This window comes from Meiothermus sp. (genome assembly GCF_037443965.1).
Classification (GTDB): Bacteria; Deinococcota; Deinococci; order Deinococcales; family Thermaceae; genus Meiothermus.
The window spans coordinates 267285-281369 of record NZ_JBBINI010000001.1 but is presented as its reverse complement, the minus strand read 5'-3'; the positions used below and the strand labels follow the sequence as shown (position 1 = coordinate 281369).

Genomic DNA, 14085 nt, shown 5'->3' with positions numbered 1-14085 from the left:
GCCCTACCGATTCTACCGGATGTGCATCTGTGTGCAGGAATCTTAGGTTGTCGTGTTACACTACCCCCATGACAGCGTTACGAGCGGTTCTTTTTGCCGTGGGAATCGCCCTATTTGCGTTCACGGCCTCGGCCCAGCTTGGAGCCGAGGGCTACTATACGCAGTGCAAAGCCCTCTACGACCAGGGGGTGCGGGATAGTGCCAGGGCCACCTGTCAGCTTGCGCTGGTAGCCGATGCCAATCACTTGCCCAGTATTAAGCTGTTGGGGCGAATCTATCTGGAGGAAAACAACCCCACTGCGGCCCAACCATTTCTTCAGCAAATGATCCGGCTAAGCCCACAAGACCCCGAAGTGGCCCTGCTGGATGCGCGCTTTCAGCTTTTGCAGGGCCGCCCCGCCGATGCCCTGGCCCGGCTGCCGCGGGGTTTGAACACCGAGGCGGTGCTTCTGCGTGCCCAGATCAACGAAGCGCTGGGCCGCTACGAGGAAGCCTATGCCACCTTCCGCCGGGTAACGGCTTCGGAAGAGGCCCGGCTGGGCGCGGCCCGGCTGGCCGAACGGCTGGGCCGCCCCCAAGAGGCGCTGGGTTTGTTGGGCAACAGCCCCAGGGAAGAACTTGCCAAGGCCCGCCTGATGTGGCTGTCGGGCGATACCCGTGCAGCCGCGGAGGCCCTGGAGGAGGTGCTGCCCCGCCTGGGTCCCCTGGAGGGGGACTACACCCGAACCCTGGGCCTGCTGGCGATGGTCTATTATGGTCTGGGCGAATTTGACAAGGGCGCTTTGGTCTTGCGCCAGCTCTCCTCGAGGATGAGCCTGCCCAGCAGCCTGCTGGCAAAGGTCTGGCCTTGGTTGGTTGTTTTTTTGATCTATCTGGCGCTGGTACTATACGGTGAGAGCCGCATCGAGCCCATGCGCACGGTTGAGATGGGTACCGAGCGGCGCTATGGTCCAGGCTCTATCCACATGTGGCTGCTGCTGGCGTTGGTGCTAGCTGGGCTGGCAGCAATGGGGATTGGACAGGTGCTCTACCAAAACTTGTTGGCTTTGTTCACCCCTTTCCAAGGTCTGGTGGTGCGTCCTGTGTTCTATTTCCTACTCGGAGCCTTTGCACTGCTGATTGCATACCAGGCCGTCAGCCGAGAGGGCATGGTAAATACCCTGGGATCGCGCACGGGCTGGGTTGAGGGCACCTGGGCTGGCTTGGTCTTGTTGGCTTTGCTGGTTTTGTATTCCTATATTGCCAAACCCCTCGGTCTGAGCGGTCTGGGTACTATGTATCCGATCTTCTTCGGGATGGCGTTGTTGGAACTGGTCATTCGAGGGGTGGGATATCCGGTTTTCAAGGAACGCTATAAAGAACTCAGCTCCTTTATGATTCCGATGCTTTTTGCCCTGGCGATTCCTGGCCCTACGGTGTTTTTCCTGATGGCGAGTCTTTTCCTGGGCTGGCTCTATATGCGCACCAAGGGGGCATTGGCCGGGGCTACGGCCTGGGTGCTTGCAGGGGTTGTGCTAGCCCTGGTCGCTAATTTGCCTTTGGCTCGCACCTTGTTGGGTAGCTGATATGAACCCCACCCGAAGCGTTTCGCTAGGCGCTGGCAAAAGCTTATCTGTTGCGATTGCTTCGAGTTGCAGCGCTTCGGATGGGGGCTCCAAAAATAAGAACTAAACAAGCGGATTTGAAAGTCCATCGTTGATGGCCAATAGTCCATAGCCCGTAGCCAGTGGGCTTGCAGCAAGTTTTCAGGTACACAGCAAATACCTGGGCAGGCTTATCGTATAAACTGCAGCAGATGCGGGAAATTTTCTTTCTCTCCGATTTTGGCCTAGCCGACCCCTACGCTGCGGTGGTCAAGGCGGTGATGCGGCAAACCACTCCAGGGGTTGTTATTCACGACCTGGCCCACAACCTGCCTCCCGGCGACCTGAACCGGGCCAGTTACATTTTGTATGAATCGGTGCCGTATTTACCTAAGCAGTCGGTGGTGCTGGCGGTGGTTGATCCGGGGGTGGGCTCCTCCCGCCGGGCGGTTTTGGTAGTAGGGGAGCGGCTTTGCTACGTGGCCCCGGACAACGGCCTGCTTACCCTAGCCTACCTGCAGGACCCCCCGCGCAAAGCCTACCTGCTCGAGAACCCCGCCTACCACCTGCCCCGCAAATCGGCTACCTTTCACGGGCGCGACGTGTTTGGGCCGGTTGCGGCCCACCTAGCTGCTGGGATCGAACCCCACCGTTTTGGCCCACAATTACCGGTACCGCAGTTGGTGCGCTTGCCTATCCATCTTAACTTTGGAACACATGGTGAGATACTCACTTTTGACCGCTTCGGCAATGCCATCACCACCCTACTCGCTACCCCAGCCCAAATTCGGGGCAAGACCGTGCGCATTCGCTACCACCATATCCCAGCGGCCTCGCACTATGCTGAAGTGCCGGTCGGGACGGCCTTGACCTATGTTGGCAGCGCCGGACTGCTCGAGGTTGCGGTTCATCTAGGCAACGCGCAGGAACAGCTTGGACTCAAGCAAGGAGATCGGGTGGAACTGCTTTGAAAGTGGGTTGACCTTTTGGGTTTCAGCTTGTAGATTGGGGAGCGGTTTGCCGAAAGCGACCTCAGCCCTAGAGGTTGGTTTCTCCAAAAGGAAGTGACCTGAAATGGCCAAGCATCCAGTACCTAAGAAAAAAGTCTCCAAGTCCCGCAGGGATATCCGCCGGGCTGCAGTATCTACCCTGACGGCTCCTACGCTTATCAAATGTGCCAACTGTGGCGCGATGATTCCTCCTCACACCGTTTGCGATAGCTGTGGCTACTATGCCGGCAAGAAGGTGCTGGAGATCCAGGCTTGATCCCCTCCCCTCAATCACCCCAGACAGCCAAAATTTGCCGTCTGGGATTGTTTCTTTATCGTCAAAAAAACGCTTAGCAGATTAGGACATCTGAACTCAGTTCAAGCTAAACCCCGGCGCGAAGGAGGGCCGGGGTGTTATCTTTGTTGGAGTGCCCTCTCTGGGGGGACTGTTTTAGGAGGCGACGTTGAATATCGGTATCCAAGCCCTTGGCACTTATGCCCCCGAGCGGGTCATGACCAACCACGATTTTGAGAAGATTCTGGATACGTCTGACGAGTGGATTGTCAGTCGCACCGGTATCCGCGAACGGAGGCTGGCTGCCGAGGGAGAGTTCACATCGCACCTGGCTTTCCGGGCCGTCGAAGACCTGATTCGCCGCCATGGAGAAAGTGCGCTGGATGGGGTGGATCTGGTAATTGTGGCCACCAACACTCCTGATGCCCTTTTCCCGGCCACGGCTGCCTTGGTGCAGAACCGCTTTGGTTTGAATGCCGGCGCCTACGACCTGCTGGCCGGCTGCCCGGGCTGGGGCTATGCCATTGCCCAGGCCCACGCCATGGTGCAAAGCGGGCTGGCCCGCAAGGTGCTCACCATCGGCTCCGAGACCCTCTCCAAAATCCTCGACTACACCGACCGCTCCACGGCGGTGCTGTTTGGCGATGGGGCCGGGGCGGCGGTCATAGGCCCGGTGCCGGAGGGCTACGGCTTCAAGTCGTTTGTGCTGGGAGCGGACGGTTCGGGGGGCAAAGAGCTGATGCTGCGCTGCATCGCCGACAAGCTGCCCGACGGCAGCCCCATGGGCCAGTACGCCTACATGAACGGGCGCGAGGTCTTCAAGTTTGCGGTTCGGGTGATGAATACCACGACCCTCGAGGCCATCGAAAAAGCCGGCCTCAAGCCCGAGGACATCAAGTACCTGATCCCCCATCAGGCCAACGCCCGCATCATCGAGGCGGCCCGCGAGCGCCTGGGGTTGCCCCCCGAGCAGGTCTGGGTCAACGTAGACCGCTACGGTAACACCTCCACCGCCTCCATGCCCATCGCGCTACAGGAGGCCCTGGACGCAGGTAAAATTCACAACGGCGACCACATCCTCTTTGTGACCTTTGGTGCTGGCCTCACCTGGGCCGCCAGCGTGATGACCTGGTGGCAGCCGGACTAGGGCAGGCGCATTTGCAACACGCTGGAGGTGAACCATGATTGCAGCTTTGTTCCCCGGACAGGGGTCGCAGGAAATTGGCATGGGTAAGGTGCTTTATGAGGGCTCGAGGGCGGCCCGCGAGGCCCTGGATCGGGCCGAGGCTGCTTTGCCCGGTTTGCTCAAGCTGATGTGGGAAGGCCCGGAGGAAGAACTCAAACTAACCGCCAACCAGCAGCCGACACTGCTGGCAGTGGGCTATGCAGCTTTTCAGGCTTATCAAGAAGCAGGGGGTCTACTGCCACAGTTCGCGGCAGGCCATAGTTTGGGCGAGTGGACGGCCCATGTGGCCGCCGGTACCCTCAGTCTGGAAGACGCCCTGCGCTTAGTGCGCAAACGCGGCGAGTACATGCAAGAAGCCGTACCGGTTGGGGCGGGGGCAATGGCGGCTGTTTTGAAGGTTCCGGCCCAGACCATTCAGGAGCTCACTGCCGGCATTGCCGGGGTGGAGGTGGCCAACTACAACTCGCCCGAGCAAACGGTCATCTCCGGCACGGCTGGGGGGGTTGCAGAGGCCGCTGAAGTGTTGAAAAGCCACAGGGCTCGAGTCATACCGCTGCCGGTCTCGGCTCCGTTTCACTCCTCGTTGATGCGGCCTGCTCGGGAGCGTCTGGCCGCCGACCTGGCCCAGGTGGAGCTCTCAACCCCCCGCTTCCCGGTGTACTCCAACGTGCTGGCCCAGCCCGAGACCCGCCCCTCGGTAATTCGGGAACTGTTGCTGGAACAGATCACCCATGCCGTGCGCTGGGTGGAGATTTTGCAACACCTGAAGGAAAAGGGCGTAAGAACCTACCTCGAGTTTGGCTCGGGTAAGGTACTCACCGGCCTGGTGGGACGTACCCTAGAAGGGGTGGAGGTACGTTCGTTGACCAATCCACAAGAAATCGCCGAGAGCCTGGCCGTGATGGAGCAAGGCTAGAGTCTGGAGGAACTATGCGAAAAGCGCTGGTAACAGGTTCGTCGCGTGGAATCGGAAAAGCCATCGCGCTGGAACTGGCCCGGCGGGGCTACGCGCTGGCCGTGCACTATGCGGGTAACCAAGCGGCTGCTGAGGCCACAGCAGCCGAGGCCAGGGAACTCGGTGCGGGCCAGGTGGTGGTCTTGGGGGCCGATCTGAGTAGTGTACAGGCAGCCCAGAAGCTTGTAAGCGATGCAAACGCCGCTTTGGGTGGGTTGGAAGTGCTGGTCAACAATGCGGGCATCACCCGTGATACCTTGCTGATCCGGATGAAGGACGAAGACTGGGATGCTGTGATTCAGACCAATTTGACCGCTATTTTCCACACCACCCGGGAGGCCATCAAACTCATGATGCGCTCGAAATGGGGGCGGATTATCAACATTAGCAGCGTGGTGGGCATCCTGGGCAACCCCGGCCAGGCCAACTACGTGGCGGCCAAGGCGGGGCTGATTGGCTTCACTAAGTCGGTGGCCAAAGAATACGCTACCCGTGGCATCACCGTTAATGCCGTGGCGCCGGGGTTTATCGAGTCGGACATGACCGCCAAACTGCCCGAACAGGTAGTGGCTGAGTATCTGAAGCAAATTCCAGTGGGGCGGTTGGGTAGACCCGAGGAAGTGGCCAAAGCGGTGGCCTTTCTCACCTCAGAAGACGCGGCCTATATCAATGGGCAAACCCTATGTGTAGACGGTGGGATGACACCGCACTAGAATACTTAGTCCCACCCACAGAACCCCGATGCTAATTTTGATGTGGTAGAATCCCGCACGGAGTAAACCCTGACCGATGGAGGTTAAAGCATGGCTATCCTGGACGATGTGAAAGAAGTTATCGTAGACAAACTCGGCGTGGATGCCGACAAAGTAGTGCCCGAAGCCCGCTTTATCGAAGACCTGGGCGCCGACAGCCTCGATACCGTAGAGCTGATCATGGGCCTGGAGGACAAGTTCGGTCTGGAAATTGCCGACGAAGATGCCGAAAAGATTCGCACCGTACAGGATGCGATCAACTTCATCCAGAGCAAACAAGCCTAAGGGGAATTACCAAACCGATAAGTTTGTTTTGGCGTGCGTCGCCAACGCTAAAAATACCGAACTGGGAGTGGCTGCTCCCGGTTCTGTTTTTTGTGGTAGACACAGAGCACGGGGGAGTGCTATCTTGAGGCGTCTGGGAGTTTTCTGAGGTGATCCATATCGTTTCGCCCGTCGGTCTGCCTATGGTAGATGATCGCTCCGTGGCCTCAGAAGCGGGCGGATGATTTTTTGGGTAGTTCAGCGCCTCTGTCCTGGGCCGGGCTATGCACCGTAGCAGGGGTAGCCCGCAGCAAGGAGCAGTATGCAAAAAGGTAAAGTGAAGTGGTTCAATGCGGAAAAGGGTTATGGTTTTATTCAGCGTGAGGAAGGAGAGCCGGACGTATTTGTACACTACAGCGCTATCCAGTCCCGTGGCTTCCGCACCCTGAATGAAGGCGATGTGGTCACCTTCGAAATTGAGCCCGGCAAGAATGGCAAAGGCCCCCAGGCTGCCAACGTAAATGTGGTGGAAGCGGCAAGGCGTTTTTAGTTCTTCAAATCCCTTCTCTAATACCAACTCTGCGCGTAAGTGGCGCTTTATGCGCCACTCATCGCGCCAGGGGCACGTTCGAGTGTCTTTCGAGGGCCTCGTTTTTAGGTCACCTATGATACCGTTTCCGCTTGAATCCTTCACCGCCCGCCGCAGTCAGAGGTGAAGGATTCAAGCCGACCGAAGGGAGTAGAAAAGCATTTCGGTAGTATCGTTTAGGCTTGCCGAAGTGAACGATACTGCCGAAATGCGTATGAGCAGAATTGGTATAAGCTAACCAGCCCTCGGGAAACCGAGGGCTTTGCTCAGGTCTTTTCGGCTACGATGCGCAAGCGCACATAATCGGCAATCCAGTGATCCTCTTGCCAGAGCATAGGACGGGCGCGTTCCTCGACCAGTTCAAAAAACCGTGCTTGTCCTTCGGTCGGTAGGTCGCTCAATGCTTTGGCGAAGAACATGTGAAACCAGTTTTTCAGGCCATCGGGGCCCTCGAGCGGGGTGGGGCGATCGATGAGTTGGGCCAGCCGGACGTGTAAGCCGTGCTTTTCCAGCAAGGCGGTATAGCTTGGAATCGAAGGGAAGTACCAGAGATTGCGAAAACGATTGCCGTAGCCCAGGGCTACCAGGGCAAAGCTGGCAGCCTCGAGGATATGTTGTACATTGCCCTGTCCACCCAGTTCGGCCACCAGACGTCCTCCCGGTTTGAGAGCCGCCGCCATCGAGCGCACGGCGCCCTCGGCATCCAGCACCCAATGCAAAGCGGCGTTGGAAAACACTGCGTCGAACGGCTCTGCGAAGCGAAAACTGGCGGCGTTGCCCTGTACGAACTCGAGGTGGGGGTAGTTGCTTCTGGCCTGAAGGAGCATAGCTTCGTCCAGGTCCAGCCCCACCACGCTTGCCCCGGTCTGGGCAATTTGTGCAGTGAGCTGCCCGGTGCCGCAGCCCACGTGCAGGATGCGTTCGCCCGCTTGGGGGTTCAAGAGCTCGAGCAGGGGCACACCCATCTTCCAGACAAAGGCATGTTTGTCTTGGTATAGGTGGGCATCCCAGGGCGTTTTCGACATAGCTAGACCCGCGCTTTACGTTAGTTTATACGGCTGGTGTGGGTGGGGTGGTAAGAAAACCTTCCCTCTATGTGCAAAGTCACTTTCACCTCTGCATACAAATACATACTTGTACATAAAATACCAATATGACAATTGTTTATCCCCAATCAATCCGATTTCCAAAAATTGGGCCAGATAAATATGTGATTTTATGCACAGAAGTTGGGTTGTAAATTACACCCCAAAACCACTGCTGGGAATACAATCAAGGCAACCTATGAAAGTCTCTGTGCATCTCGACTTCCTGCCCGTCACTGCCGATTCAGCCCCTGTTGTGCATAGCTTGTACTTGAATTGCCCTACCTATATTGCGCTCATTGGGGCCGAGACCCCCACCCTTAACGATATCAGGCGTGAGCTCGAGACCCTGCGCCACGACACAAGGCGGCAGGCCCTGCTGTTGCTGCAGGAGGGTCAGGTGGTTGGTTTTCTCGACTATAAAGTGGCCTACCCCGATCTACATTCCGCGACGATCAGCCTGCTGCTGATTGACGAAAGCCTGCAACGGCGGGGGTTGGGCAAAGCAGCAGTAGAGCAGCTCGAGGCCCTGCTTAAAGGCCGGATGGATCGGCTTTACGCGGTGGTTTATGGGAGTAATGAACAGGCCAAGCGCTTCTGGGAGAAGGTGGGGTTTAGCCATTTACGCGATAGTGGCCCCACCCTGAGTTGGTACCTGAAACCCTTAAAGTAGCCTTACAGCATTTTCACCGTTGCATTCTCGTATGACAGTGGATGATGCCAAGCAGAGTACGGCATCCTTCCGTAAGTCGGCAGGTGATGCCTGGCTTTATATGGCTTCCTTCCATCCCGTGAAGGCACGGTACATGCCCCACTGACGCAGGTACTCAAAGAGCGCAAATGCCCCCCGTAGAGCTCGAGGTTTCACTGTACGGGGTTTTCGTAGGAACCGCTCGGTGGGAATTACTTTACTGGTCTTTGGGCATTGAACCTTCGCCCACATAGCGAAATCGCGGCACGGGTTTGCCGTCTACTTCCACATCTTCCAGAAACATGGCCAGAGGCCGCACCCACAGGGTTTCGGGCTCGATGCCGTAGCGGGTTTCGTAGACCACGAACCACTCTTCGGTTTCGGAGTGGCGGGCCAGACCGTGCACCCAGTAGTGCTTGCCCTTGTAGTGTTGGTACAGACCCTGTTGCAACTGCATCCCACACCTCGCCTACCTGGAACTACTTCCAGACATCTTTACACAAACTGCAGGCGAATGACCAGAGCTTCTCTGCGCTCAATTCCAGTAAGGCTGCACCGACTCGAGCATCCGCTCGGTCACCTGGCGGTTGCGGCGCTCGATCTCGGCTTTGCGAGGAATCTCGGGGTAGGCGCCCTCGGGGTCGAAGAGGGTATGGGTCAGGAAGTGCCCAAGCTGGGTTCCCCAGCGCCTGAGCCAGGGCTCGGGGAGGTGATCGGGCAGGGGCAGGTCTTGCAGGGTGAGGTAGAGCAGGGCCCAGATGCGGCTGGTGGCATCCAGGCTGTAGCCGCCCCCCAGGGTGTAGACCGCCCGCCCCCCGGTAAAGGCTGCCGCATACTGCCGCAGCAAGGGGAAAATTTTGGCGTAGGCCCGAGTGGTTAGCAGAATTTCGGCCAGCGGATCCTGAAAATGTGCGTCGGCGCCGCACTGCACCACCAGCACATCCGGGCGGAACCAGCGCAGGGCGGGCTCGAGGCCCATCTGTAGAACCTCGAGGTAGGAATCGTCCTCGGTAAAGGGTTCCAAAGGGATGTTTAGTTTGCGTCCGGTGCCCTCGGCCTTGCCGATTTCGTGGGTATGGCCGGTGCCGGGGTAGAGGTAGCGTCCCGACTCGTGAATCGAGAAGGTGAGCACATTGGGCTCGTCGTAGTGAATCCACTGCACCCCATCGCCGTGGTGCACGTCTATGTCAATATAGGCCACCCGCAGGCCCTGGTCGGTAAGGTGGCGAATTGCGACCGAGAGGTCGTTGTAGACGCAGAAACCCGAGGCCAAGTCTTTCTGGGCATGGTGCAGGCCACCCCCCAATTGCAAGACTTCCTTGGCTTGCCCCCTCGAGACCATCCGGGCGGCGGTTAGGGTACCCCCCACCAGCCAGCGGGCCGCCTCACTCATGCCGGGGAAGATGGGGGTGTCGGCGGTTCCGATGCCGTAGTGGTCGAAGTCGGGCGAGCGCTCCCCTCGTCCGGCAGCCTCGACACGACGAACAAACGACTCCAGATGCACACTGCGCACGTCCTCGCGGGTGGCCTGGATGGGTTCGACCAATTGGAGCGGATGGCCCAAGTGCTCCAGCAAATCGAGCAACATCTCGAGCCGCACCGGACTGAAGGGATGCTGGGATCCAAAATTGTAAAGCTTGTATTGTGGGCTATAAATCACCGGAACGCTCATAAGCTCTTGCCAGGAATTTGGGGAGGCCAGCGCACATCGTAGCCTTGTTGACGCAAATCGTGGGCCAGCTTGCGTACATCCAAGGTACCGATCCGTACCACGGTGGTGACCGCGGCTTCGCCGCAGGGGTAGGTCAGCATGGAATGGATATTGATGTTATGTTTGGCCAGTTCCCCGCTTAGGCGGGCCAGTTCCCCGGGCCGGTCATCGAGGCAGACCTCGAGCCGCCCACTGGGTTTTTGTACCCCGGTCAGGCGCAGAAGCGCATCCAGCAGGTCAATCCCGGTTACGATGCCCACTAGCATGTCACCATCCAGGATGGGCAGCGCCCCAATCTTGCGCTGACGCATGACCCGGGCGGCTTCTTCCACTGGATCGAAGGGGTCGCCCGTGACCACTGGGCGGGCCATCACCTGCCCTACCGGCGTATCTATGGGCTGTGCGCCCCCTGTGGCAAAGGGGCTGGTGGCCAGCCGAATATCCCGGTCGGTAATCATCCCGGCCAGACGGCCCTCTTGGGTGACCGGGATGTGCCTTATATTGCGCTGAAGCATGATGTGGTAGGCAGCCTCGAGCGTCACCCCAACGTCTAGCGTCAGCACCGGACTGTGCATTACGTCTTTGATTAACATTTACCTAAGTCTAATGCAAAAGCCGGGCCGGGTAGCTAGGGGTATTTGTCTCTGTGCAGAGCATGAACGCCTTATAGCACCGAGCAGAACGCTTTAGATGGGGGTCATGGGGGGATACCTGTTCGCCCTATCGGTACAAACGCACCAAGCACTGGGCGCAGGTGGTCTACACTGTGGACGGATGCTGACCCTGCGTATACAGCTTGTGTGGAACGGCTTCCGCCAGGCTCCGGCCTCGGCCCTGGTGGGGTTGTTGCTGGGGGCTGTGCTGGCGTATGGGGCCTGGTGGGGCACAAGTTGGTTTCTAAACTTTATCTCCAATGAATTGTTTGGCAGCAATTCCTTCGTGAACCGCCTGGCAGCGGCCTTTACCCGCGATGTGCTGGTCGAACGCATTCTGGGTAGCTTGTTGCTGGTGCTCTCGAGCTCGGTGGTACTCTCGGCCCTGCCCAACGCCGTGGCCGTGCTCTACACCTCCGAAGACCTCCCTATGCACCTGGCCCTGCCGCAAAAAGCCAGCCGGGTTTTCCTATTCAAGGTGGGAGAAGTATTCACCACCACTGCGCTAATTCCCACCCTGCTGGTGTTGCCCGTTTTGTTCGCCTATGGCGCACACTACAACGCACCGCCGATGTTCTTTTTGGGCGCAATCTTGCTCGCGCTGGCCCTGTTCGCCTTTCCAGTGGTGCTGGGGGTGGGGCTGGCCCTGCCACTGGTGCGCTTCGCTCCGGCGGGTCGGGCGCGGGAATGGGCCGCAGCGCTGGGCGCGGTGCTGGGTGGGTTGCTTATCTTCTTGCTGCGGGCCTTGCGCCCCGAGGTATTGCTCCAGACCAATTTCGCCAACCCCGAGGAACTCGACCGCTTTCTCCAGACTTTCCGCGACCCCACCGCCCCCTTCTTGCCTTCGGCCCTAGCCCAGCAAGCCCTCAAGGGGCTGACTCGAGGGGATATAGAACCCCAGTTCTGGCTATTGCTAGCCCTTTCGGGCGGGTTGCTGTTGGTGGCCGGACTGGTGGCGGGTTATGCCTACCAACAGGGCTGGGTGCGGGCCTTGGAGGGCACGGTGCGCGAACGCGGTATCCTGCGTCCCGGCCTGCTGGATCGCTGGACGATTTCCAGCGTCGCCTGGGCACTGTGGGCCCGCGACCTGCGCCTGTTTTTCCGCGATGCCAACCAGGCTTCCCAGCTCATCCTGGTAGGGGTGCTGGTGCTGCTTTATACCACCAGCTTGCAGTACCTTCCCCTGGGTGATGCCCGATTTCAACTGGTGACAGGTTTTATGCACCTGGCCTTCCAGGGCTTTGTAATTGGCGGGGTGGGGGTGCGGCTGGCCTATCCGCTGTACAGCCTCGAGGGCCAGGGCTACTGGATGTTGCAGACTGGCCCGGTCGCCAAACACACCATCCTGCTCACCCGCTTTGGGCTGGCCCTGTTTTTCCTGCTGCCGCTGGGCCTGGCCCTGGGCTACTTCTCGCCGCGCGTGATTGGCCTAGACGACAACCTCACCCAGATCTCCCTGATTTTGGGACTGGCTTCAGCCCTCACGGCGGCAGCCATTGGCGTAGGGCTGGGGGCAGCCTTCCCCAAGTTCGATGCATCCAACCCTGCCGAGGTACCCATCGGCATGGGCGGCTTTTTGTATATGGGCCTCACACTGCTGCACGCTGGGCTTTTAGTGGTGTTGGCCAGCCGCCCGGTGTACCTCGCCATTACCCAGCGACAGACCAACTACCTGGGAAGTGGGGAAGGCCCCTTGTGGTTGTTAATTGTGGTAGCCGCAACCCTGATTCCTGCTGTGCTGGCGCTATGGTTTGGCTACCGCAGAATGGGAGAAAAGTGAACACATGCGACTAATATGGTTTCTTCTGCTGCTTCTACCTGGCCTGGGGATGGCCCAAATGCAAAACCGTGAGGCCCTCATCACCGAGTTCCGGCAAGTGCAGGGCGTCTGGACCATTAAGCTCGATTACGTTGAGGTTAGGGACTGTAACCGCGACGACTGTCCGTCAGGTATCGAGATATCCAACCAGAACCCTCTGATCCGCACCTTCCGCTTTACCCGCAACACCAAAATCTACCTGCTCAAAAGCGCCGGGGAGTACTTCCAGGCCACCCCCCAGCAGCTCATCCAGGGGCTGGGGGGCCGGAACTTCGGCTGGTCGTTTGATAAGTACACCCCCTTTTACATCAAGGTCAACGAGGCCAGGCGGGAGATCCTCGAGCTGCGGCAGATGTACCTGCCTTGAACCTGGGGGGCCGAAATCCAGCCTCAGAAAAGCGATAGCTGAAGGGCCTCGGCGGCCTCGGTGTGGTCGGATAGGGCCTCGTACACCCTCCGGCTGTGGGTCGCCACAAAGAGGTACTCGTGGTTCTGGGTGTGCGAGACTTGGCCCACCTTTTCGCCCTGGGGGTTGTAGATGCCGATGCGGGCGCCCACGTAGCGGGCGTGGGGGCGGGTGAGGCGGCGCACGAAGCCCCAGTGCCGGAGCATCTCTTCAATTTCTTCGGCGGCAAAGAAGCCCTCGTTGTTGAACGAGACCACCAGGTGCTGGGCCTGGATGCGGGCCAGCAGCGTTTGCATGGCTTCCCTGGCCTCGCGCTTGGAATTGAAGGGGCTTTTGCGTTTCTGTACATCTATGCGCTTGTTAGCTACGCCGTAGGTCTGGGGCTTATCCCAGCGCACCAGGGTCTCCCACACGTGGTAGTTGCCCAGGTAGGAGTGCTGGTTATAGGGGGGGTCGAGGTAGAACAGGTCGGCCTCTAGGTGGGCGGCCACCTCGAGCGCATCCCCCTGCAGGGCCAGACCGGGGCCGCTCAGCAGGGGTGGATACTCCAGGCGCAGGTCGTTGTGGGCACGGGGGCCCAGCGCTTCAGGTAGGCCATCTGCACACCGGTGGTGGAGTCTACCCTGTCGGCGGCCAGCATCAGGCTGGTTAGCAGGATGGCCCGCAGCAGGGGGTCGCCCCCAGCCTCGGCCTCGAGCCCCTCGCGGATGGCCTCGATGCGGGCACCATTTTTGGGCTGAAAATAGCGGGCCTTCTCGCAGTAGTCCTGGGTAAACCAGCCCTGGCGCGGGGGCAGGGATTGTAGCCTGTCCAGGATGGGCTGAAGGCGCTCCCGGCTGTAGGTGCGTGCGTCGGCTTCGACCAGCGCCTGCGCTAGCACGTGGGCATAGCTCATCAGGTCGTTGCTGGTTGCATAAAACCCTTTGGACTTTAGGGCGTGGCCCACTCGAGCGCTGCCCGAAAACAGATCCACCGCCGTACGGATGGGCACCTGATGGTGAATAGACTGGATGGTGTCAATTATCCAGGGCAGTAAAGCCCGCTTTGAGCCGATGTACTTGATCATGTAGTTCCCTCAATCCAGCTCTTCCAAGAGTTAAATAGCCG

17 protein-coding genes are annotated in these 14085 nt (G+C 59.0%); 11 read left to right on the top strand and 6 right to left on the bottom strand.

Annotated features, from left to right (window positions below):
- The first annotated feature begins 68 nt into the window (after positions 1-68).
- The 8 genes from WKI89_RS01395 to WKI89_RS01360 all read left to right on the top strand — a co-directional run bounded on the left by WKI89_RS01395 (position 69) and on the right by WKI89_RS01360 (position 6574).
- Positions 69-1565 (top strand): tetratricopeptide repeat protein, encoded by a 1497-nt coding sequence (locus WKI89_RS01395; protein ID WP_337867427.1) that lies wholly within the window; start codon positions 69-71, stop codon positions 1563-1565.
- 230 nt (positions 1566-1795) lie between these two features.
- The gene (locus tag WKI89_RS01390; protein ID WP_337867426.1) at positions 1796-2554 is read left to right on the top strand and encodes an SAM-dependent chlorinase/fluorinase; all 759 of its coding nucleotides are present in this window, start codon (positions 1796-1798) and stop codon (positions 2552-2554) included.
- Positions 2555-2657: 103 nt separating this feature from the next.
- Complete coding sequence (gene rpmF, locus WKI89_RS01385) at positions 2658-2849, top strand: 50S ribosomal protein L32 (protein ID WP_337867425.1); 192 nt, start codon at positions 2658-2660, stop codon at positions 2847-2849.
- Positions 2850-3036: 187 nt separating this feature from the next.
- Entirely contained in the window at positions 3037-4014 is a 978-nt protein-coding gene (locus WKI89_RS01380; RefSeq protein ID WP_337867424.1) for a beta-ketoacyl-ACP synthase III, read from the top strand.
- A gap of 34 nt (positions 4015-4048) precedes the next feature.
- Entirely contained in the window at positions 4049-4969 is a 921-nt protein-coding gene (fabD, locus tag WKI89_RS01375) for an ACP S-malonyltransferase (protein WP_337867423.1), read from the top strand.
- A gap of 14 nt (positions 4970-4983) precedes the next feature.
- Positions 4984-5721, top strand: a complete 738-nt coding sequence (gene fabG / locus WKI89_RS01370) for a 3-oxoacyl-[acyl-carrier-protein] reductase (RefSeq protein WP_337867422.1) — start codon at positions 4984-4986, stop codon at positions 5719-5721.
- A gap of 90 nt (positions 5722-5811) precedes the next feature.
- On the top strand, positions 5812-6045 hold the full coding sequence (gene acpP, locus WKI89_RS01365) for an acyl carrier protein (protein WP_337867421.1): 234 nt from the start codon (positions 5812-5814) through the stop codon (positions 6043-6045).
- Between the two features lie 301 nt (positions 6046-6346).
- Positions 6347-6574, top strand: a complete 228-nt coding sequence (locus tag WKI89_RS01360) for a cold-shock protein (RefSeq protein WP_337867420.1) — start codon at positions 6347-6349, stop codon at positions 6572-6574.
- Between the two features lie 305 nt (positions 6575-6879).
- On the opposite strand, the gene WKI89_RS01355 is transcribed toward WKI89_RS01360, so the two are convergent.
- On the bottom strand, positions 6880-7638 hold the full coding sequence (locus tag WKI89_RS01355) for a methyltransferase domain-containing protein (protein WP_337867419.1): 759 nt from the start codon (positions 7636-7638) through the stop codon (positions 6880-6882).
- A gap of 259 nt (positions 7639-7897) precedes the next feature.
- Here WKI89_RS01355 and WKI89_RS01350 point away from each other — a divergent pair, with 259 nt between their 5' ends.
- On the top strand, positions 7898-8371 hold the full coding sequence (locus WKI89_RS01350) for a GNAT family N-acetyltransferase (RefSeq protein WP_337867418.1): 474 nt from the start codon (positions 7898-7900) through the stop codon (positions 8369-8371).
- Between the two features lie 235 nt (positions 8372-8606).
- Here WKI89_RS01350 and WKI89_RS01345 read toward each other — a convergent pair whose 3' ends face one another.
- From WKI89_RS01345 to WKI89_RS01335, 3 genes are all read right to left on the bottom strand, one after another.
- Complete coding sequence (locus WKI89_RS01345; RefSeq protein WP_337867417.1) at positions 8607-8846, bottom strand: DUF1653 domain-containing protein; 240 nt, start codon at positions 8844-8846, stop codon at positions 8607-8609.
- A gap of 78 nt (positions 8847-8924) precedes the next feature.
- Positions 8925-10061, bottom strand: coding sequence for an acetoin utilization protein AcuC (locus tag WKI89_RS01340; protein WP_337867416.1), 1137 nt, complete (start codon positions 10059-10061; stop codon positions 8925-8927).
- Positions 10058-10693 carry a CBS and ACT domain-containing protein gene (locus tag WKI89_RS01335; protein WP_337867415.1) on the bottom strand — a complete coding sequence of 212 codons (636 nt, stop codon included), beginning with the start codon at positions 10691-10693 and terminating at the stop codon, positions 10058-10060. The genes WKI89_RS01340 and WKI89_RS01335 overlap by 4 nt, the downstream gene beginning before the upstream one ends.
- A 181-nt stretch (positions 10694-10874) precedes the next feature.
- Here WKI89_RS01335 and WKI89_RS01330 point away from each other — a divergent pair, with 181 nt between their 5' ends.
- Both WKI89_RS01330 and WKI89_RS01325 read left to right on the top strand, forming a co-directional pair.
- Positions 10875-12533 (top strand): hypothetical protein, encoded by a 1659-nt coding sequence (locus WKI89_RS01330; RefSeq protein WP_337867414.1) that lies wholly within the window; start codon positions 10875-10877, stop codon positions 12531-12533.
- Positions 12534-12537: 4 nt separating this feature from the next.
- Positions 12538-12939: a hypothetical protein gene (locus tag WKI89_RS01325; RefSeq protein WP_337867413.1), complete on the top strand. Its 402-nt coding sequence runs from the start codon at positions 12538-12540 to the stop codon at positions 12937-12939.
- 23 nt (positions 12940-12962) lie between these two features.
- On the opposite strand, the gene WKI89_RS01320 is transcribed toward WKI89_RS01325, so the two are convergent.
- Positions 12963-13469 carry a DNA adenine methylase gene (locus WKI89_RS01320; protein WP_337867412.1) on the bottom strand — a complete coding sequence of 169 codons (507 nt, stop codon included), beginning with the start codon at positions 13467-13469 and terminating at the stop codon, positions 12963-12965.
- Between the two features lie 38 nt (positions 13470-13507).
- On the bottom strand, positions 13508-14044 hold the full coding sequence (locus WKI89_RS01315; protein ID WP_337867411.1) for a DNA adenine methylase: 537 nt from the start codon (positions 14042-14044) through the stop codon (positions 13508-13510).
- Positions 14045-14085 lie beyond the last annotated feature (41 nt).